This window comes from Lacticaseibacillus kribbianus (genome assembly GCF_020180945.1).
Lineage (GTDB): Bacteria > Bacillota > Bacilli > Lactobacillales > Lactobacillaceae > Lacticaseibacillus > Lacticaseibacillus kribbianus.
Map to the genome: position 1 here is coordinate 85,288 of NZ_JAIPUL010000005.1, position 19,306 is coordinate 104,593.

The window sequence follows — 19,306 nt, forward strand, 5'->3', positions numbered from 1 at the left end:
GGGTTCCGGCATGGTGGCCGAACCCGGTCACCGTGGTGCCGTGCGCGGTCAGCGTGCGGCCGCGCGGTGGGCGCCGGCTACCGCAGCCGGCGGGTGCTAGCAGATCAACGCAGCTACCGCAGCCGGCGGCGCCGCGCGCCGATCAAAAGTCCGGTGGCGCCGAGCGCGAGGGCCGCCGCCAGGGCGGCGGGCCACAGCGCGGCGCGGGCACCGGCCGCCGGGTAGGTCATCACCATGCTGTAAACCAGCTCGGTGGTGACCGTGCCGTCCTGACCATCCAAGGTCAGCGCCGAAGCGCCGGCCACACCGCCGTTGTCGTCGGCCGCAAACGCGGTCAGGGCCGCCGAGATCGGCTGGCCGACCAGCGTGGCCGGCACGCGGTCCACCGCGGTGACGGGGCTTTCGGCGGTCACCGTGTCGCCTGGGGTGATGTTGTATCCCTCAAGCGGCTTGGCGGTTACGTTTTTGAACACGTCCGCCAACTTGTCCGGTGCCTCGCCCTCCACGTCCACGATCCAGGGACCGAGCTCGAGGAGCGTGTCCCCGGAGTAGGTCACGGTGCGGACGAACTTAATGGTTTGCGTGCCGTCCGCGCCAAGCGCAACCAGCGTCCGGTCGGCGGTAGCCAAGGCGGTGTCATCGATCGCCACCTTCACCGTCAGCGCCTTGTGCGTCATCGCGTAGTACGGGTCGCTGGGGTCTTTCGGCACGATTGGGCCAACCTTAGCCGGCGTGTAATCGACCGTGCGGGTGATGGTCAGGTCGACTGCCTTGGTCTCCAGCCAGTCGGCCAGCTCGCTCGTGGTGGCGGACAAATCAGCGTTGGCGTCTCCGGCGATCGGGTCACCGCCGTTAATCGTCAGCTTGGTCACCTTGCCGCTATAATCCAGTGGCAGGTACTTATCGATTTGCTCCTGCGTCAGTCGCTCAAAGCTTAGATCGGCCGTGTCCACATTGTGCGCGTTGGCCAGCACCTTCTCTTTCGTCCACACCGAGTAGTCGTACGTGCCAGGCTTTTGCGAGCTCTCCGTGGCGTAGCGATAGAGCGGGATGGTTTTTACCAACTCGGCCGGCTTGTAGGGCTGGCCGTCCTTGAGGTACTCGACGAACTCCCTGGCCGTGGTGGTCAGCGTCAGGTTCTCGGGATTGTTGTCCGGGGTGTAGGTTACCGGCTTGTGCAGCTTGACCGTCCAGGCGCCCGGGCTGCTCTGGAACGTTTCTTCGGAGGCCTTGTCGGTGTTGTCCGATACCGGTTTCGGCGCGTAGCCGGCAAAAACGTCGGGATTTTGCGCGATGTAGGTGTCCGTGTCGGTGAAGTTAAGGGTATCGGTGGGGTTACCGACGATGTCCTCGTGGGCCAGCACGGCGCCGGTGTCGGCGTCCTCGTAGCGCTTGGTCGCCGTCATCTTGTCGGACAGCCGCTCGATGTACTCGAGGTGGATCGTGCCGCCGGTCGGGAGGCTCGGGATTGGCTTGGACACGTAGATGATGCTGGTGTCGTATGTTTCGCCCTTCGCCACGCCGACGACTGGCGTGCGCGCATCCTTCCCGGTCGCGCTGACCAGGCCCACATAGTCACCGAGATGATCATATCTCAACGACTTTGTCACGTAGACCTCGGTTCTCGTCGGATCGACGGGGTCACTGTACACAATCAGGCCACCTGGCTGGAGGGCCGCATCCTGGGCCGCACCCAAAACTGGTTTCGGATCCCCATTGTCCTTGAATCCATCGTATATCCGTCCGGTCACGTAGAGGCCATCGTAGCCGTCCGCCGTGACTTGAAGCCGGGTAAGGAATCGTACCGTGCCTGGTATGACTGTAGTATCGGCCACACTGCTGTCTAAGGCGCTGCCAAGTCGAATGTTGCTTCGCGTCGCGCCGAGGTTTTTGTAGTAGACCCGGTGGCTGATTGAGCCGGTGACCGGGTCGATGGTCGCGATGTCGGCAATCTCCCAGTCGCTTGTGGTCATCACCTTGGCGAGGCGGCGCCCCGCTTGGTCGATGTAGACCTCAACCTGTTTGGCCATGTCGGCGAAGGTCTTCCCAGTTGTCAGAGTCGCGTTCAGCGGTGTGTACGGGGCAGCGTCCACGCCGCTGTCTTGGGTATCGCGGTAGACCGACTGGAAGGCGGTCTCATCCATCATGAAAAACTCGGACCCGGTCGCGGTGTTGTCCGCGTAAGTGTACTCGGTGACTTTCCCCTCAGAATCCGTGACCTTGACGGTGGCATTGAACAGCGGGGCGAAGAGCATATCAACCCAATCTTTCGCTGCCCACGTTCCGAGCGGCCAGTTAGTCTCGTTGGCAATGGCGGTGAGCGACGTGTTCGCGCCGGTGACCGCCGTCGTGTACGCGGCGGGATTGAGGCTACCGTCGCTGAGCAGCGGCACAGTTTTCCACGGACTGGCACCGAACAGATCATTCAAACTCGTGAGCGCCCCCACCTCGTCATCGGTGAGGTTGGTCACATCCGCGAGCGGGCCGGCCTTGACCGGCGGGGTCGCAAGCGGCTGCAGGGCCGGGGTCAGCGGCGTGACGTCTGTGGCCGGGCTTGCCGGCTCGGCCGCGGGTGCGGTGCTCGCATCGGTTGCGGTTTCGGTAGTCGCATCAGTGGTCGCCGTTTCGGCGTCGCCGGCTGCCGCCCCGTCGCCGGTATCAGCAGCTGGCGCGGTCGTTGCATCTTCGGCGGCTGCTTCGGCCGCCGTTTCCGGCGCGGACTCGGTTGCCGCATCGGTTGCAGTGTCCGTCGCGTTGGCGCTTCCCGTCGCGTCGGTCGCGGCGGCCTGGCCGCCGTTGTCCAGCACGCTGGTTGCAGACGCCGCGCTCGCGGTTGCGCGCGCGTCGCCTTGATCGGTGCTGCCCGAAGCGGCCGCCTGCGTGGTCGTGGCGGCGTCGGCGGCCACGACCACCACCGGGGCCAGCGGGGCGAACGCGATGGCGGCGCACAGCACGCCGATGGTCACCAAGGACAGCCGCCGCAGCGGGCCGTACCTTTTGGTTACAGTTAATTGTTGGGTCATAGTGCCTACTCTCCAATCAGGGCACCGGTCGGTTGCGACTGGTGCTGGTGCGACAATCGCCCCCACGCAGTTTTGCTGGGAGCGATTGCGGTTCGGCATGTTACAGGCGGCGCCTGGTGCGCGCGAGCCGGCGGATGGCCAGCAGGTACCCGCCGGCCGCCAGCAGCAGCCCCGCCAAAAGCGGGAGCGGCGACTGAAGCCTCAGGGTGCCGCCGGTGTGGGCGATGATGCTGCCCACCGGCGTTCCCGCCGCCGTCACGGTCTTGGGATCAATCCCCGTGAGCGGCAGCCGAGGCGGCACACTCGTCGTGGTCACCAGCCCGGACTTGGGCGTCACCGTGACGGTGTCGCCGCCGCGGGGCGCGGTGATCGCGACCGGGGACGCGGGCCGCGGAATCGCGGCGCTCGCAAGCTCCTGCACCAGGTAGCTGGCGCCGGGCGTCAGCGCGGCGGCCGCGCGGCCGCGCGCGTCGGTAACCAGCGTGCGGTCAAAAGCGGCCAGGCCGGTCGCCGGGCGGTAGGAGGCCGCATCGGTCGGCGCGATCGGTGCATCCCCGGCGGCGACGATGCGCAACACCCGGTAGCGCGCGCCGGCCAGCGGGGCGGTCCGCTGGGTGGTTCCCGCCGCGTCAACGCTGACACGCTTTTGAATCACCAGCTGCGGCGCCGTGGCCGCGGTCGCTTCGTGCAAGCCGCCAAGGGTCACGCCCAGGATGAGCGCAAGCCCAAGGGCCAGCCAGCGCAGCGCCCTGTGTGACGTCTGCCGTTGCGTCATGGAATCACCACCTTTTTGCTGACGGTAACCCGCTAGTCGTTGGCTTCACGCAGCTTGCGCAGAATCATGTAGGAGCCGCTGCCCAGAAGCGTCACGGACGCGATGGCCAGGATCAGGATGCGGCCCTGCGCACCGGTCAGTGGCAGGTTCGGGATGAAGTTGTCCGGATCGACAACGGTGGCATCGATATCGGTGTCCTGCGTCGCGATGACCTTGTGAATCTCACCGTCGACGTCGTAGCCAAACGGCGCGTCGGTTTCGACCAGGTAGTAGTCCTGAGTCTTCGTTTCCGGGTTGACGAGCAGGCCGGTGAACTCAGCGGTACCCTTGGCCCGAACGATTGTGCCATCAGCATCCTTGACGTCCTCCGCCGCAGTGATTGCAACGAGGTCGTTCCCGTCGGCATCCTTCAGGAAGTTGCCTGCCTTGGCCTCTTCCTCGCTGGCGGCAAGCTTGAAGGTCGCACCAGGCAGGGCGTTCTTGGCGGTGCTGTCATCGGTCTTCAGCACGTCAACGTTACCCATGTAGACCATCGGGTTCTTTGGATTGTTCGGATCATCATCCTTTGGGTCGGTCGGGTCATCCGGATCCTTAGGCGTTGCCGGGTCCGTCGGGTCCGTCGAGTCGCCTGGGTCGGTCGGGTCCTTCGGCACGGTGGTTTCGTGGGTCGGCACATCGGTGGTCGTCCCGGTGTAGTACGTGTCGAAGGTGTTCATAATCTTGGCGTCACTAGCGTTAGCAATCACCTTGGTCTTGATCGTGGCCTTCACCGTGGATGTTTCCGCCGCATCCCCCAGCTTCGTTAAGCCGGCCGGCGTCAGCGTCAGCACCAGCACCTTGTAGTGCGCGTCGGTGCTATTGCCCTCGGCATCCTTACCATCCTTGGTGGCGGTGTAATCGAACGTGTAGTCCACGCCTCTTTCGAGCGTCAGCGCCGTTGCTTCCGCAGAATCGGTCGCCGGCGTCAGGATGCTCATTGTGATTGAATCTTCGTCCAGTTCCAGCGAATTGGTGTCGATTGGGTCGGAGAAAACGAACTGCTTGGCGTACGTCGCGGCCTCTTTGCCATTCTCATCGGTGCCGGTCCCCTTGGCGTCGGCCGGCCGCTTGGCGGTCAGGTCCCAAGACACAGTGCCGCCCGACTGGACGGACGTTTCCATTTTGCCATCCGAGAAGGTCTTCTCCGGGTTGGTGGAAAGGACGTCCTGGTCGATTGTGTTCTTTGGTACACGTCGACCGAGTACTGAACGGTTCGACTCCCGTTCGTCGTCGCGGTAACCAGTGGCAGGTTCACCATGAACGGATCCGATTTCGTCGCGACGGCTGCATTGTTCTGCTCAACCACCAGGTAGTAGCCGTCGGCGGTTGCGTCATTGCCAAAGACGTGGGAGGCGTTCCCGGCCGCGTCGGTGGTCAGGGTTACGACGCTTTGACGAGCGTCTAAGTTGCCGGTAATCGTGCCCGGATCTGTCTTGAAAGTCTTCGCCTCGTCCGCAGTGAGCTTGTAGACCTTGAACTGAATCCCCGCCATCGGCGTGAGACTATCGCCAGCGATCTTGTCCGCATCAGCAGTGGTCCCGGTCGCCTTGTTCGTCCCGGTTTTATCTGTAACCGGCATCTTGTTGTCCTTGGCCTGGTACTTGTGAATGTTCAAAGTCCGCGCGGTGCTTTCATCTGGAGCCGTTTCCGCCCGCACAACAGCCACTGGTGCCTTGGCATTCCCGAGTTGGATCACACTGGCCACCGTGCCCGAACCTGCCAGCGTCCCGAGTGCAATCCCGCACACACCGATCATGCGCGTCAACTTATTCCGTTTGCTCTTGTTCATCATTAGTCCTCCAAATTGAGATTGACAACTCACATTTGGTCTAATGCTCACAAGAAACTTACACGTGATGTGCGTGTTCAACCTGACACCGGGCTTGATGGCCCTCTCCCCCACAGAGTACGGTGTGTTGCTCAGGTTCACACGCTCAACTTGGTGCCATTCTATAATTTTTCTTATCTAAATTGAGGGCCAATATTTGGCCCTTGTTACATACGGGCTAGTTGTTATAAGATTAACCCGTAAATATTTAATAAGTTTGCGTCCCCCACCCCGCAGCCCAGCTGACAAAAGGAGCGGTCCCTCATGCCAAACACCACCCACGGCGGCCTAGACCTTCGCATTCGCAAAACGCGCCGCGCAATCATTCACGCCCTGTTCGACCTGCTGCGCCGGGAGGATTTTGCGTCGATCACGGTGCTCCAGCTGGTTGCGGCGGCCGAGATCGGCCAGACCACGTTCTACCGCCACTACCAGGACAAGTACGCGCTGGCGCAGGCCGCCATCGACGACTGCCTGGCCCGGCTCAACCCCGTGCTGATCCACCGCCTTGCCTCGGAGGGCCTGCCCAGGGCGATTCAGCCCCAGCCGGGGGCCGAGCGCGGCCTGATTGCGGAGATCGCACTGCTGCGCAAAATCGACCTGCCCGAGGTCAGCTTCCAAGAAAGCGCGCGCCGGCAGTTCGCCACGCAGATTCAAGCCGAGCTGCGCGCGCGCAAGGTGGCGCTGCGCTACCCCGCCCCGATCGCCAAGCACTTCGCGGCGCTGATCTACAGCTTCCTGATGGTGGTGACCGACCAGGGACCGGACTACGACGCGGCCGTGATTGAGGACCAGATCACCGAGTTTCGCAAGGTGTTGAACATCGTGAACAATATTTCCTGACGCGCGGCGGCCAGACTACGACGCGACGGGTGGGAAAAAGTTAACCAGATGACCCAATCACCTTGATGCACAAGACGAAGACGCAAAAACGGGATTACCGCAGTGGTAATCCCGTTTTTGCGTCCTACCGCGCCAGCGCCTTGCGCGCGGCGGCCGGCACCTGCGTTACCGGCACGGCGGCGTAGGTGGTGACGTGCGCGCCCTTGCTTTGGATGCGCAGGTACTTGCCGGTGGTGAACACCTTCATCCCCGTGAACCGCAGCGGCCTTGTGCGGCCCTGCGCATCCGCCGCGGTTTGCTCATAGATGGGCGTGTTGTGCTCGCCCATCGCGGTCGGGGCCTCGGTGATGACGTAGTAGGCCTGCGCCTTCACCAGCGGGTTGAGCTGATCGACCACGCCGGCCAGCTCGCTTGCGCTTTGTTGGGTCGCAAGCTTCGCGCCGCCCAGCGCCAGGCCGCAGACCGCGCCGATGCCCAGGCACCCGATCAGAAGTTTCTTCATAATATATTCGTCCTCCAAAATGTGATGACCTAAGCTTACCAGCCGGCCGGGCCCCGCCGCATTCGGCCGGCGGCGGAACTTGACTCGGACCGGCGGCCGAGCGGCGGCTAGGCCCGGGCGATTCGATACGGCCGGGCCTTCCGGCTGATCTGCAGCTTCCTGATGGTGGTGACCGACCAGAGGCTGGACTGCGACGCGGCCGTGATTGAGGACCAGATTGCCGCGTTTGGCCAAGTCCTGAACATCGTGAACAACATGTCCTAATCCGCGACAGGTGGAAAAATAACCAGACGACCACGGGACCAAACAAAACCCCCATCACATACAGGCCGCCATGCATCTCCCGAAGCGGGGAAATGCGTGGCGGCCTACCGGTACTGGATTAGGTGCGATTCAACGCCCACTTTTTCGCCGCCAAGTCGTCATTGCGCCCGGTGACCACTGCGAATCACCGTCGCCATCACAAGGTAAACCGCAAGCTCCCCTGCCCCAACCCAGGTGAAAATCAGCCAGCTTGTGTGGCTGAACGTCGCAAAGAAGAACGTCCCAACCGGCATGAACAGAATCGCCACGGTAAAAATCACGCTGAACACACGCCCCAGGTAATCGGCCGCCACCGTGGTTTGCAGGCTCGAAAACATTTGCACGTTAAACACGGTCATGAACCCCGAAGACAGGCCGCACAACACCACCGGCACCAGCCAGTGGAAGCTGACGAATGGCAGGATGACAATCGGCAGCGCAACCCCCAGCAGAAAGTGGCTATACTGCCGCAGGCTCAAGTCCTTGCCCCACAGGCCGTTCAACGTGGCGCCAGTAATGTTGCCGACCGACTCCGCAATCAGAATGTAGGCGTAAAGATGTGCGAAGTGGCCCATCTGGTTCGTAAAGGGTAGCGCAAATTCGTACCCGGCAAAGAAAAAGTTAATCAGTGAACTCGCCACCAGCACGACCATCAGCTCCCGGTCGTGCCAGATGTAGTCGAAGCCCTGACGCATGGCACCGAACGTCGAGCGCTTGAGCGCGGGCCTTGGCTTGGGTGTGACGATTGGCTCGAAGCGCCAATCGATGGCCGCCGAGATCAGAAACATCCCGAACAGCGGCGACACCACGCTGATGAACTCCGAAATCGTTTTGGAAAATGAGTTGTACCGGTAGACATTCGCCTTGCTCAGGAGGTCCTTCACAATCGCCTTGTACGTCGGGCTGTTGAAGGCGTACAGAATGGCCAAGACGATGTTGACCACCACCAGCAAGGCCGCGTTGCGCGGTGAAAATAGCATCCAGACGATGAACGTCACCAACGCGGCCAGCAGATCGGTAACCACGAGGATGCGTTTGCGGTCGCGCGTGTCTGCGAACACCCCGCCGATCAGGTCGAAGATGATGCCGACAATGGTTTCACCGGACTGGTACAGGCTCATGTAGAAGCTGGCCTTGGCCCCCAGTCCGGCAATCAGCAGCTTGTTCCCGTAATCGTAGACCAAATTGCCGAATTTATTCGTCTGACCACGCGCAATCAGCCGGACAATGTTTCGTGATTCCTTAGACATAAGCGAACCTCCTCGTACTCGGGCGCGCGATTTCTCAGGCCCCGGCGTTGCCACCAATGGTACAATAGCCCCTAGCACCGAAAATTCAGATGTTGCGTATCTCGTCATTGATTGGAGGCACCCATGACTCACGGCGAACTTATCCGGCAGTTGCGCCAGGCGCGTGGCCTGACGCAGGCCCAGCTTGCGGCCGGCATCACCCACCGCACCACGCTGCTCAGCTTCGAGACGCACGGCACCCGGATCGATTTTCAGACGATGCAGCAGTACCTGGAGCGACTCAACGTCACGCTCGACGAGTACACCGTCCTGTACAACCAGGCCAACCCAAGCGAAAAGGAAGCCGTGCGGCGGCTGTTCGCCGGACTCGCGCCCAAACTTCACCAGCCGGCCGCCCAGGACTGGGCCGACGCCTTTCTCACCCGGGCGGATGCCGACTACCAAGCGACCCAAGATATTTTCTATGCAGCGCTGGCCGCCACGGTTCGCCTGACCTACGCCTACCGCACGAACCAGTTTGACGCCAGCGACCCTGCGACGCAACGGGCCCGGGAATTGATTCAACACTACCTCAGCGGTATTGCCGACTGGGGGCGCTTTGAGCTGTCGCTGTTCATCAACAACTTGTTCGTCTTCGATGCCGATTTCGTAATGGCCTGCCTGAACTCCACCTTTCACTCGGTCATTAGCTACGCCACCAGTCGCTTCTTCCGCCATGATCTGCCACCGTTGTTCGGCAACCTGCTGATCTACTCGGTCAAGGCGAACAATGCGGCCATCTTCGCCTTCACGCAACAGGCGTTAGCCAAGCAGCTGCGCCACGACCGCGTCGCCGAACTGGTGGTTCTTTCTCACCTGTTCGACTTCATCACGGCTTACCGGGCCGGCCACCGCGACGCCGCCACTCGCACCGCCTTGATTGATCACCTTCAGTGGCTGGGCAAAACCGGCATGGTTAATCTGATCAATCATTACTTTCCAATCTGAGCCCAACCCTGCAAAACCGGGCTATCTCCAGATGACGCCGCTTGCGTAGTAGCGCGGCTGATGCACCGTGCAAGCGTCCCCGCAAATCGGGTGTGCGTGCGGGTCACGCAGAATGGGGCGTCCAGGCCTTCCGGTTGACCGGGCCGGGCGGGCCGAAGCCGCGACCGCTGCCGGTTCAACTGGCCACGCGCAAACAGCGGCCGGGGCGCTGCCCCCGCTCGTTCCACGGCGGCCGGTTGCGGCCCGCCGTTTTCCCAAAACCCGCCGGCCGTGCTAGAATCGGCTCAGGAGGAATCGACATGAAAATTCTCAACTGGGTTGGCCGCGTGGCGGCCTTCGCTGGCATCGTCGCCTTGATGTTCACCTACCAGCTGCCGATGGTCGTCGTCCGGCGGCTGAACCACTGGACCCCGGAGGCCAGCGGACACGACCTGGCGCTGGCCGTCACCATCGCCGTCCCCGGCGTGCTGGTCGGCCTGGCCCTGCTGTGGCTGTACCGGCGGCGGCTTGCGCGCGACAACCCCTTGGGCATCGGCCGCACGCGGCTGACCATCAAGGGCGGCCTGTTCGTCGCCGGCATGTACGCCGGCATCCTGCTCTTGAACATCGTGATCGCGCAGTTCGGCATCCCGCAGAACCAGCAGACCATCGTCACCCTGCAGTCCGCGTGGCCGTGGACGCTGTTTCTGATGTCGGCCCTGATCGCACCGGTGCTCGAGGAGCTGACCTTCCGCGGCCTGTTCATGAGCCTGTTTTGGCGCCGCGACACACCGGCCGCGACGCTCGGCGCCGTCGTCTCGTCGGGGCTGGTCTTCGGGCTGGCGCACGAGCCGCGGCTGTCGGTCTTTCTCGTGGTGTACGCGGGGATGGGGATGATCCTGGCCTACACCTACCGCCGCAAGCGCGACCTGCGCTACTCGATCGCACTCCATATGATCGTCAATTTTCTGCCGTCATTGGTCGGCTTTTTCCGGTGAAAACGCACCCGTAAGGAACAAACGTTCGTCCTCGTTTGTGAAGCCTTCGCGGCCGGAAAATTTCCGCCAAAAAAATATTTTGGCGCGGCAACGGCGCTTGCCACTTGCTTTCATCCGGCCCCCAGCAAGGATTTTGCAAGTTGGGGCTTGACACCGCAAGGCTTACTCCCGCGTTGTCCGGGACTTTGTGAACCGAGTTTCACAAAGTCCGCGGCCGGTTTTTCGCCCGCAAGTCTGCTATAATTAATGTCACACACGGACCTGGGTGCGGCCGCACGGATCCGACGTTATTATTGGAGGACCTGCGATGCAAGAACTTACGACTGCTACCCCTGTCGTCTGGCTGGACGACACGAAATTCATCTCACTTATTCCCGACGCGGCGTACAACCTCGAAGTCTGGGAGATCACCAAGGAGGACCGGCGGCATCGCATGGCGCGCATGGACTACAAGTTCCACCGCGACACCTTCGCCGGCTTCATCTACCGGCTGATCCCGACCATCGACCTCGTGAAGATTCACGACCTGCAAAAACGCATCAACCCGTACTTCGACCTCGAAGTCTGACCAGAAAGGATGGGGCCCATGTCTGTCGTTGCCAAACTGATGATTATGGTGATTGCCGCGCTGCTCGCCACCGTGGCACTGATTGTGGTGGAGTGGCGCCAACACCGGCTCAGCCGCGTCAACACGGGCGCCAAGGCCGCCCTGGCCCTCGTTTTGGTCGGCCTGGCGGTGAGCCTGCTGACGCATCCCTAGTGGTTAAAAATCTCCTACGATTGCCAAAAGCCGCGGCCAATGCCGCGGCTTTTTTCCTATACTGGAGGCAAACTGACTTGGGAGGGCCACTATGCTTAGGCGCTACATCACCCCGCTTCTGAAATTCGCCACCGCGGTGCTGGCGGTGCTCGCCGCCGTCTGGATGGCCCTCAACGTGGTCATGCCGCTGACCACGCGGCACTTCGGCGACCTCAGCGCGACCTGGCGCGTGATCACCGTCGCCGGCATCGCGATGATCGTGCTTCTGATCCTCGAGGCCAGCGCCGTCAGCCGCCCGCCGCGCCCGCTGTGGGCCGCCGCGCTGGCCGCCTTGACCATGCTGGCCACCGGCGTGTGCTGGGCGCTGTTCACCGTCGCCCACGCCATCTACTGGCTGGCCCTCGCCGCGTCTGTGCTGTTCGTCACGACCGCATGTGCGGTGCGGCACGAGGACTGACCGAACACAAAAATAGCGTCACCGGACCGCCAATCGTGCCCGGTGACGCTATTTTGCTGTGCTTGCGTGCTTCGCGGTCGCGCAGGCGGTTAGCCCTGCACCTTGGCGATGCGCCCCTGCTCGATGTAGACGGACAGGATGGCGACGTCGGCCGGGTTGACGCCGGAGATGCGGCTGGCCTGGGCGATGGTCGCCGGCTGAATCTTGGTCAGCTTCTGGCGCGCCTCGGTGGCCAGGCCGTTGATCGCCTGGTAATCGAGGCCGGCCGGGATCTTCTTGGCCTCCAGGCGGTGAAGGCGCGCGATGGCGGCCTCCTCCTTTTGGATGTAGCCGGCGTACTTGATCTGCACCGTGGCCTCCTCGGCGACGTAGCGGCCGACCGGGGCCGGCGCCGGGGCCAGCTGGACGAGGTCCGCATAGCTGACCTCGGGGCGGCGCAGGAAGTCGGCGGCCAGCACCCCGTCCTTGAGCGGGGCCAGTCCCCGGGCCTCAAGCCACGGGTTGGCCTCCTTGGGGCGCAGACGAGTGGTTTGTAAGCGTTTTACCTCTTCTTCAATGGCCTGCTTCTTGGCGGTGAAGGCGGCGAAGCGGTCCGCATCGATCAGCCCCAGGTCGTGGCCCTTGGCCGTCAGCCGCAGGTCCGCGTTGTCGTGGCGCAGGATCAGGCGGTACTCGGCGCGGCTGGTCAGCAGCCGGTACGGCTCGTTGGTGCCCTTGGTCACCAGGTCGTCAATCATCACGCCGATGTAGGCATCCGAGCGCTGCAGCGTGAAGCCGGGCTGGCCCTTTGCGCGCAGCGCGGCGTTGATGCCGGCGATCAGGCCCTGGCCGGCCGCCTCCTCGTAGCCGCTGGTGCCGTTCATCTGGCCGGCGGTGAAGAGGTTGGCCACGACCTTGGTCTCGAGCGTCGCGGTCAGCTGCCACGGCTCGATGATGTCGTACTCGATGGCGTAACCCGGCCGCATCAGCTCGGCCTGCTCGAGGCCGGCGACGCTGTGGAGCATTTTGAGCTGGATCTCCTCGGGCATCGAGGTGGAGAAGTCGCCGACGTAGTACTCGTCGGTGTCTTTGCCCTCGGGCTCCAGGAACAGCTGGTGGCGCGGCTTGTCGGCGAAGCGCACGACCTTGTCCTCAATCGACGGGCAGTAGCGCGGCCCGACGCCCTTGATCACGCCGGAGAACATCGGCGCGCGGCCGAGGTTCTCGCGGATGATGGCGTGCGTCTGCGCGTTGGTGTAGGTCATCCAGCAGGACAGCTGGTCCTTGAGGTACAGCGAATCCGGCGTCGTGAAGGAAAAATGGTTCGGCGTGGTGTCGCCGGGCTGCTCCTCGGTTTTGGTGAAGTCAATCGAGCTGCCCAAAACGCGCGGCGGCGTGCCGGTCTTGAAGCGGCGCAGCTTGAAGCCGTTTTGTTCCAGGCTCTCGGACAACTTGATGCTCGGCAGGCTGTTGTTCGGGCCGCTGGAGTACATCAGCTCGCCGATGATGATTTTGCCGCGGCTGGACGTGCCGGCCGTCAGCACCACGCTCTTGGCCCGGTAGCGCGCGCCCGTGGCGGCGACGACGCCGACGCAGGCGCCGTCTTCGACCAGCAGGCGCTCGACGAGGCCCTGGCGCAGGTCGAGGTTGGCCTGACGCTCGATGGTTGCCTTCATGCTGCGGTGGTACGCCGCCTTGTCGGCCTGGGCGCGCAGGGCGCGCACCGCCGGCCCCTTGCCGGTGTTCAGCATCCGCATCTGGATGTAGGTCTTGTCGATGTTCTTGCCCATCTCGCCGCCCAGCGCGTCGATCTCGCGCACGACGATGCCCTTGGCGGGACCGCCGACGCTGGGGTTGCACGGCATGAACGCGAGCATCTCTAGGCTGATGGTGATCAGCAGCGTCTTTTGCCCCATCCGGGCCGCGGCCAGCGCCGCCTCGCAGCCGGCGTGGCCGGCCCCGACAACGACGACATCGTAGGTCGCCGCCTCGTACTCTTTCACTTCTGGCATAACTTCTCCTTCCGGTATTTCCCGGGAAATGATTCGATTGGTAAACGGGATGCGGCGCGCTGCGCTCCGCTACTAAAACGGGCTGCGAAGCGCATCGCGGGCACGTCTAGCTACGCCGAGGCACTCGGGCCTAGGTGCGGGCCCAATCGTCTCGGCTAGGCTAGCCGTCCCGCTAACCGCGCTTCTCCGCCCCCTATCCAAACGGGCTACTCGCGGCAACGCCGGTTCGTCTAGCTAAGGCCGGTCCTTGGGCCCAAGTGCCGCCCAATGCCCTGCCTTACGCTAGCCGCCCGGCTAAGTGCGCCGCGCTCCGCCCTCTATCCAAACGGGCTACGAAGCGCATCGCGGGCGCGTCTAGCTACGCCGAGGCACTCGGGCCTAAGTGCGGGCCCAAGCGTCTCGGCTAGGCTAGCCGTCCCGCTAACCGCGCTTCTCCGCCCTCTACTTACCTAAGCAGAACTGGCTGAACAGCTGCGTGATCAGCTCGTCCGGCGCGGCGTCGCCCGTAATTTCGCCGAGCTTGTCCCACGCCGCGGTCATGTCGATCTGCACGAGGTCGATCGGCATCCCCGCCGCGATGCCGTCCAAAACGCTCTGCAGGCTGGCTTTGGCCTGCCGCAGCAGCCCGATCTGGCGCGCGTTGGTGACCATCACCGTGGTTTGCGAGTTCTCGATGCCCGCGTTGAACAGGTTGGCAATCTTGGTGTCCAGGGCCGGCATCCCTGCCCCGGTGGTGATGGCGGTGCGCACGATCTGGCCTTCGGGAATCAGGCTCGCGCTCGGCGCAGCGGCCGCTGTGGCCGCCGCCGCGGCACCGGTCGCACCCGAGGCTTCGGCAGCCGAAGCTTCTGCTGCGGTGGCCGTCGCGCTCAGGTCCAGCCGCACCGGCAGATCCTGCTTGTTCAGGATCACGATGCGCGGCTTGGCGGCGGTCGCCGCGATCAGATCGCGGTCCTCCGCGGTCAGCGGCTGGCTGGCGTCCAGCACCAGCATCACCAGGTCCGCCTGCGCGAGCGCCTTGCGCGAGCGTTCCACGCCGATTTTTTCGACCTTGTCGTCGGTGTCGCGGATGCCCGCCGTGTCCAGCAGGCGCAGCGGCACGCCGCGCACGTTGACGTACTCCTCGAGCACGTCGCGGGTGGTGCCCGGCACGTCGGTCACGATGGCCTTGGCCTCGTGAAGCATATAATTGAGCAAGCTGGACTTGCCGACGTTGGGCCGGCCGACGATGGCGGTGGCCAGGCCGTCGCGCAGCACCTTGCCCTGGCTGGCGGTCTGAAGCAGGCCGTCCACGCGGGTCAGCACCTGCTCGGCCTTCTCCTGCAGCAGCTTGGTGGTCATCTCATCGGTGTCGTACTCAGGGTAGTCGATGTTGACCTCGACCTGCGCCAGCACCTCCAGGATGTCCTGGCGCAGGTTGGTGATCAGGTGGTGCAGGTTGCCGTCGAGCTGGTCCACCGCGACCTGCAGCGAGCGGTCGGTTTTGGCGCGGATCAGGTCCATCACGGACTCGGCCTGCGTCAGGTCGATGCGTCCGTTCAAAAAGGCGCGCTTGGTGAACTCACCGGGCTCGGCCAGCCGGGCGCCGGCGCCCAGCAGGAGCTGCAGCACGCGGTTGGTCGCCACGATGCCGCCGTGCGTGTTGATCTCGACCATGTCCTCGCGCGTGTAGGTCTTCGGCGCCCGCAAGACGCTGACCATCACCTCGTCGACCACCGTGCCGGTGTCCGGGTCGAGGATGTGGCCGTAGTTGATGGTGTGGCTCGCCACCTTCGTGAGATTTTTCCCCTTGTACACGGCTTGTGCAATCGCGAGCGCGTGCTCCCCGCTCAGGCGCACGATCGAGATCGCCCCTTCGCCGGGCGGCGTCGAGATTGCCGCAATCGTGTCGTACTCCGTTACCGTCTGTGCCATCGCTGCCTCCAAATAAAAAAGTGCAGTATCCGCCACTGCCCCTGGGGCCGCGGCGGACAAAGCACTTTGACTACTTCATCGCAATATTGTGACTGTATTGTACAAAACCGGCCGGCATTTGTCAAAACCTCGGTCGTCCATGCCGGCGATGACCGACGCAGCACAGTAACAAAAAAGACCCCTAGTAGACTTTTCGGCAGATTAGTCTAGCAATCTAATGATTCAACTGTGAAGCCAACCGTCATCAACGGTCCGCTGGCTCCGTGTCTTGATGATACCATGCGCCCTCGGCCGAGCAAACCGGCACCGCACAAAAACGGCCGCCACCACGCCCCTGGTGACGGCCGCGCCGAAGCCACCGCGCTTGTGCTTCGCGGTGGCCTTGGCCCTTTGCTGCTGTGATGGTGAATCCTGAGGTGAGCCATCGCGCTAGGTCTTGCGATGACACGGTGGAACAAGCCCACGGTCTCCGGCTCGTCGCGGCTGCCCCGCGGTGCGGGTTGGCGAGTCGGTGGCACGGCCATGGGGTGGCAGTCTTTGTCCCTGGTGTCTCCCTCAACTAATACCGGGAGTTACACTAAAGCGATTTCACTTGAAAGCCGGGTGGCGATACACGTCCGGCTTGGTAAGGGTGGGGTACTAACGGGGCGACCCGTTGACCGTTCCCCGGGTGGTGACTACTGCAACAGCCGTGGCTTTGAGCTGCCGTCCCATCCTAAGATAATCATCTGAAGGCATCATAACGCCGGTAACTTTTCCCGTCAAATATTAAGCGTCGTGCGGCGAAAAAAGTTTTCCAAACGCCGTCACAACGCGATTTTCCCCAAAATAAAAAAACAACGTGGCCCCTCGCATGGAGGGGCCGCGCGGGCTTACTTGATCTTCTTGGTGGCGCGCCACAGGCAGTAGAAGGAGACGAGGGTCACGGCCAGAACAACGTAGCCGGCCACGGCAATCCACGGCGAGATGATCCCGCCGGTCGCCGGCAGCACCGCGGCGCCGGCGAGGCTTGGCTTAGAAGTGTTTCCGTACATAAAGAGTCCTCCTCATGGGAGCGCGAATCGGGTCGGGGACAATCGTCGCGGCCGGGCGGGAGGAATCCCTCGGCGTTCGGTGCGGCTGGCAATCACGTCGGCACGTTGTCGCGCAGTTACAACGCTCGCGGCCACGATGGCCGCCTTTAAGTTAAGTGTAGCAACTTGACCCGCCGGCCCGCCAGAAATAACCCTTACCGGGTAAAATGGTTGGCAGTCGGCCCCACGCCAAGTGCCAGCGCCGGTGCGCGTGACTGCCAGAACCCGCACGGGCCACGACGCCCAGACGCGGAAACCACCACAACCCGCTATGACGGTCTGTTCACACCGGCGAAGCATCCCCGACGCCGCGTCACCGGACGCAAAAACACCCCGGCAGGTATAAGACCTGCCGGGGTGGCGTCAGTGCATTGTGATGTGGCGCGCGTTACAAGCCGCGGCCCTTGGGCGTGATGACGATGTAGCGGCGCGGGTCGGTGCCCTCCGAGTGGGTGTCGACGTACGGGCTGTCCGCCAGCGTGGCGTGAATCGCCTTGCGCTCAAAGGACGGCATCGGGTCGAGGTAGACGCTGGCGCCGCGGGCGATCACCTCGCGCGCGCTTTTTTCCGCCAGGCGACGCACCGCGGCGTCGCGACGCTCGCGGTAGTCGCCGACGTTCAGCATCACGGTCCACTTGGACTTGCCGTAGTGGTTGAACTCGGTCTGGGCCAGGTACTGGATGGCGTTGATAATCTTGCCGTGCTTGCCGATCAACAGCGCCTCGCGCTCGGTGTTCAGGTCAAACCAGACCTGGTCGCCGCGGCGCTCGCTGGTGATGGTGGCCGCAAGCCCCAGCTCGCGGGTGATGTCCTCGAGGTAGCTTTGGACCAGGGCGACGGCGGTTTGGTCGTCGCGGCGCGGGCCGGCCGGGTGCGGCAGGTGCTCCAGCGCCTTTTGAACCGGCTTGGGCACGCTACTGGTCGGCGCGGCCACGGGGGCCGGTGAAGGCTGAGCGCCCGGTGCGCCCGCGGCGGGCGTCGTGGTGTCGGCGTCCAGCACGCTCAGGTTGACGATGGCCTGCTGCTTGCCCAGGCCGAACAAGCCGTGCTTGCCCTCCTGGACCACCTCGACGGCCACCTGCTCCCGGGCGACGCCGAGCGTCACGAGGCCGGCGTCGATCGCCTTTTGGATCGTTGCCCCTTGAAAAGTAGGCATGGGTGACTCCTCCTTACTGGAACGGGTGCTTACTTCTTGAGCGCCCGCTTGTAGGCGCGGCGCAGCGCCTTCTTGCGGTCGCGCTCGGCCTGGGCCTTTTCGTCACGCGCCTTCTTCATCTTGAACGGGTTTTGCAACAGCAGGGTCTGCCCCAGTGAAAAGGCGTTGGTGACCACCCAGTAAATCGCAAGCGCGGACGGGAACGTGAAGCCCATCGCAAGAATCATGATTGGTGAAACACCGACCATGACCCACTGCACGGTGGTCCGCGTCGGCTGCGCCAGCGTGGAGGTCAGACTCGTCAGCAGCGTGAAGATCGCGGCCAGGATCGGCAGGATCCAGGTCGGGTCCGGCTGGCCCAGGTTGGTCCACAGGAAGTGGCCGATCTTCAGCGCCGGCGTCCGGTAGATCGCCTGGTACAGGGCGAACAGGAACGGCATCTGGATCGCGATCGGCAGGCAGCCCATCACCGGGTTGATGCCCTCGGCCGCGTACAGCTTTTGCGTCTCCTGCTGCAGCTTGCGCTGGGTGTCGGTGTCCTTGCTGCGGTACTTCTGCTGCAGGGCCTTCATCTGCGGCGCGATTTCCTGCTGCTTGGACATGTTTTTGATTGAAATGTAGCTCAGCGGGAAGATCAGGATGCGGATGATGATGGTGAAAATGATAATCCCGACCCCGGCGTTACCGCCGGAGATCTTGGCCAGCCACAGGATGAACTGCGCGGCGTTGTAGATGACGTAGCGGTCCCAGACGTTGGTGCTGTGCACGGTGACGGTGCTGGTGCCGCAGGCCGTCAGGAACACGGTCAGCGCCAGCATCCCAAGGACGACCAGTAGCCGCTTGGTATTGCGTTTCTTCACGAATTCTCCCTCTTTCGTTCGACGCGGTGCGTCGTCGTATACAAAAGCCGGGGGCAAGCGCCGCAGTGGCGCTCGCGCCCAGGCCTAGATGATGTCGATGTGATCGTTCAGGATACCCGCAAGGCTCAAGGCGTGCACGAGGTTCTTCTTGGTCCCCGCCATGTCCAGCGTCTTGGCCGACTTGCGCGCGATGATCAGAAAATCCGTCTGCGGGTCGATGTCGTCGCGCAGCTCGAGCAGCGACTGACGGATGTAGCGCTTCACGCGGTTGCGCACCACGGCGCGCAGGTGGACCTTTTTGCCCACGGAAATCCCGACGCGAAAGTGCGGCTGGTCCGCGTGCAGGTGGTACACCACAAAGTTGCGGTTGGCCACCGACGCGCCCTGGTCGAACACGCGCTGGAATTCATCTTCTTTTTTGATTCGGTACGATTTACGCAAGAACGCTCCCTCACAATCTGCTCTCTATTATACAAGACGCCACCAGTCGGCGCACCTGTAAACCGGCAATTTCCTATGTATGTGCAGCCCATCACGCCTGTTTGTGCAAAAATGCGCGCAAATGGCG

At 63.1% G+C, this 19,306-nt stretch carries 18 protein-coding genes; 6 read left to right on the plus strand and 12 right to left on the minus strand.

What is annotated here, in order from left to right:
- Window positions 1–113: 113 nt before the first annotated feature.
- From LE416_RS12385 to LE416_RS12400, 4 genes are all read right to left on the minus strand, one after another.
- On the minus strand, window positions 114–3,023 hold the full coding sequence (locus LE416_RS12385; RefSeq protein ID WP_225049291.1) for a hypothetical protein: 2,910 nt from the start codon (window positions 3,021–3,023) through the stop codon (window positions 114–116).
- Window positions 3,024–3,123: 100 nt separating this feature from the next.
- Complete coding sequence (locus LE416_RS12390; protein ID WP_225049292.1) at window positions 3,124–3,798, minus strand: hypothetical protein; 675 nt, start codon at window positions 3,796–3,798, stop codon at window positions 3,124–3,126.
- A 32-nt stretch (window positions 3,799–3,830) separates the two neighbouring features.
- Entirely contained in the window at window positions 3,831–4,958 is a 1,128-nt protein-coding gene (locus tag LE416_RS12395) for a SpaH/EbpB family LPXTG-anchored major pilin (RefSeq protein WP_225049293.1), read from the minus strand.
- Window positions 4,913–5,626, minus strand: coding sequence for a pilin N-terminal domain-containing protein (locus LE416_RS12400; protein ID WP_225049294.1), 714 nt, complete (start codon window positions 5,624–5,626; stop codon window positions 4,913–4,915). The genes LE416_RS12395 and LE416_RS12400 overlap by 46 nt, the downstream gene beginning before the upstream one ends.
- A gap of 303 nt (window positions 5,627–5,929) precedes the next feature.
- Here LE416_RS12400 and LE416_RS12405 point away from each other — a divergent pair, with 303 nt between their 5' ends.
- Complete coding sequence (locus tag LE416_RS12405; protein WP_225049295.1) at window positions 5,930–6,508, plus strand: TetR/AcrR family transcriptional regulator; 579 nt, start codon at window positions 5,930–5,932, stop codon at window positions 6,506–6,508.
- A 124-nt stretch (window positions 6,509–6,632) separates the two neighbouring features.
- Here the strand turns inward: LE416_RS12405 and LE416_RS12410 are convergent, their stop codons facing one another.
- Both LE416_RS12410 and LE416_RS12415 read right to left on the minus strand, forming a co-directional pair.
- Entirely contained in the window at window positions 6,633–7,010 is a 378-nt protein-coding gene (locus tag LE416_RS12410; protein ID WP_225049296.1) for a YxeA family protein, read from the minus strand.
- Between the two features lie 422 nt (window positions 7,011–7,432).
- Window positions 7,433–8,563 carry an MFS transporter gene (locus LE416_RS12415; protein WP_225049297.1) on the minus strand — a complete coding sequence of 377 codons (1,131 nt, stop codon included), beginning with the start codon at window positions 8,561–8,563 and terminating at the stop codon, window positions 7,433–7,435.
- A 123-nt stretch (window positions 8,564–8,686) separates the two neighbouring features.
- On the opposite strand from LE416_RS12415, the gene LE416_RS12420 reads away from it, so the two are divergent.
- From LE416_RS12420 to LE416_RS12440, 5 genes are all read left to right on the plus strand, one after another.
- Window positions 8,687–9,550 (plus strand): helix-turn-helix domain-containing protein, encoded by an 864-nt coding sequence (locus tag LE416_RS12420; protein WP_225049298.1) that lies wholly within the window; start codon window positions 8,687–8,689, stop codon window positions 9,548–9,550.
- 299 nt (window positions 9,551–9,849) lie between these two features.
- The gene (locus LE416_RS12425; RefSeq protein WP_225049299.1) at window positions 9,850–10,527 is read left to right on the plus strand and encodes a CPBP family intramembrane glutamic endopeptidase; all 678 of its coding nucleotides are present in this window, start codon (window positions 9,850–9,852) and stop codon (window positions 10,525–10,527) included.
- A 307-nt stretch (window positions 10,528–10,834) separates the two neighbouring features.
- Window positions 10,835–11,095 carry a hypothetical protein gene (locus LE416_RS12430; RefSeq protein WP_225049300.1) on the plus strand — a complete coding sequence of 87 codons (261 nt, stop codon included), beginning with the start codon at window positions 10,835–10,837 and terminating at the stop codon, window positions 11,093–11,095.
- An 18-nt stretch (window positions 11,096–11,113) separates the two neighbouring features.
- The gene (locus LE416_RS12435; protein WP_225049301.1) at window positions 11,114–11,287 is read left to right on the plus strand and encodes a hypothetical protein; all 174 of its coding nucleotides are present in this window, start codon (window positions 11,114–11,116) and stop codon (window positions 11,285–11,287) included.
- A gap of 91 nt (window positions 11,288–11,378) precedes the next feature.
- Window positions 11,379–11,744, plus strand: a complete 366-nt coding sequence (locus tag LE416_RS12440) for a hypothetical protein (RefSeq protein ID WP_225049302.1) — start codon at window positions 11,379–11,381, stop codon at window positions 11,742–11,744.
- 89 nt (window positions 11,745–11,833) lie between these two features.
- On the opposite strand, the gene mnmG is transcribed toward LE416_RS12440, so the two are convergent.
- From mnmG to rnpA, 6 genes are all read right to left on the minus strand, one after another.
- On the minus strand, window positions 11,834–13,735 hold the full coding sequence (mnmG, locus tag LE416_RS12445) for a tRNA uridine-5-carboxymethylaminomethyl(34) synthesis enzyme MnmG (RefSeq protein WP_225049303.1): 1,902 nt from the start codon (window positions 13,733–13,735) through the stop codon (window positions 11,834–11,836).
- Between the two features lie 441 nt (window positions 13,736–14,176).
- Window positions 14,177–15,649: a tRNA uridine-5-carboxymethylaminomethyl(34) synthesis GTPase MnmE gene (gene mnmE / locus LE416_RS12450; protein WP_225049304.1), complete on the minus strand. Its 1,473-nt coding sequence runs from the start codon at window positions 15,647–15,649 to the stop codon at window positions 14,177–14,179.
- A gap of 872 nt (window positions 15,650–16,521) precedes the next feature.
- Window positions 16,522–16,683 (minus strand): LPXTG cell wall anchor domain-containing protein, encoded by a 162-nt coding sequence (locus LE416_RS12455; protein WP_225049305.1) that lies wholly within the window; start codon window positions 16,681–16,683, stop codon window positions 16,522–16,524.
- A gap of 427 nt (window positions 16,684–17,110) precedes the next feature.
- Window positions 17,111–17,878, minus strand: coding sequence for an RNA-binding cell elongation regulator Jag/EloR (jag, locus tag LE416_RS12460; RefSeq protein WP_225049306.1), 768 nt, complete (start codon window positions 17,876–17,878; stop codon window positions 17,111–17,113).
- 29 nt (window positions 17,879–17,907) lie between these two features.
- Window positions 17,908–18,738 carry a membrane protein insertase YidC gene (locus LE416_RS12465; protein WP_225049307.1) on the minus strand — a complete coding sequence of 277 codons (831 nt, stop codon included), beginning with the start codon at window positions 18,736–18,738 and terminating at the stop codon, window positions 17,908–17,910.
- Window positions 18,739–18,822: 84 nt separating this feature from the next.
- The gene (gene rnpA, locus LE416_RS12470; RefSeq protein WP_225049308.1) at window positions 18,823–19,179 is read right to left on the minus strand and encodes a ribonuclease P protein component; all 357 of its coding nucleotides are present in this window, start codon (window positions 19,177–19,179) and stop codon (window positions 18,823–18,825) included.
- Window positions 19,180–19,306 lie beyond the last annotated feature (127 nt).

Coding starts and splice junctions, on each gene's coding strand:
- LE416_RS12385 (WP_225049291.1), bottom strand. CDS start 3,023: ATGACCCAACAATTAACTGTAACCAAAAGGTACGGCCCGCTGCGGCGG.
- LE416_RS12390 (WP_225049292.1), bottom strand. CDS start 3,798: ATGACGCAACGGCAGACGTCACACAGGGCGCTGCGCTGGCTGGCCCTT.
- LE416_RS12395 (WP_225049293.1), bottom strand. CDS start 4,958: ATGGAAACGTCCGTCCAGTCGGGCGGCACTGTGTCTTGGGACCTGACC.
- LE416_RS12400 (WP_225049294.1), bottom strand. CDS start 5,626: ATGAACAAGAGCAAACGGAATAAGTTGACGCGCATGATCGGTGTGTGC.
- LE416_RS12405 (WP_225049295.1), top strand. CDS start 5,930: ATGCCAAACACCACCCACGGCGGCCTAGACCTTCGCATTCGCAAAACG.
- LE416_RS12410 (WP_225049296.1), bottom strand. CDS start 7,010: ATGAAGAAACTTCTGATCGGGTGCCTGGGCATCGGCGCGGTCTGCGGC.
- LE416_RS12415 (WP_225049297.1), bottom strand. CDS start 8,563: ATGTCTAAGGAATCACGAAACATTGTCCGGCTGATTGCGCGTGGTCAG.
- LE416_RS12420 (WP_225049298.1), top strand. CDS start 8,687: ATGACTCACGGCGAACTTATCCGGCAGTTGCGCCAGGCGCGTGGCCTG.
- LE416_RS12425 (WP_225049299.1), top strand. CDS start 9,850: ATGAAAATTCTCAACTGGGTTGGCCGCGTGGCGGCCTTCGCTGGCATC.
- LE416_RS12430 (WP_225049300.1), top strand. CDS start 10,835: ATGCAAGAACTTACGACTGCTACCCCTGTCGTCTGGCTGGACGACACG.
- LE416_RS12435 (WP_225049301.1), top strand. CDS start 11,114: ATGTCTGTCGTTGCCAAACTGATGATTATGGTGATTGCCGCGCTGCTC.
- LE416_RS12440 (WP_225049302.1), top strand. CDS start 11,379: ATGCTTAGGCGCTACATCACCCCGCTTCTGAAATTCGCCACCGCGGTG.
- mnmG (WP_225049303.1), bottom strand. CDS start 13,735: ATGCCAGAAGTGAAAGAGTACGAGGCGGCGACCTACGATGTCGTCGTT.
- mnmE (WP_225049304.1), bottom strand. CDS start 15,649: ATGGCACAGACGGTAACGGAGTACGACACGATTGCGGCAATCTCGACG.
- LE416_RS12455 (WP_225049305.1), bottom strand. CDS start 16,683: ATGTACGGAAACACTTCTAAGCCAAGCCTCGCCGGCGCCGCGGTGCTG.
- jag (WP_225049306.1), bottom strand. CDS start 17,878: ATGCCTACTTTTCAAGGGGCAACGATCCAAAAGGCGATCGACGCCGGC.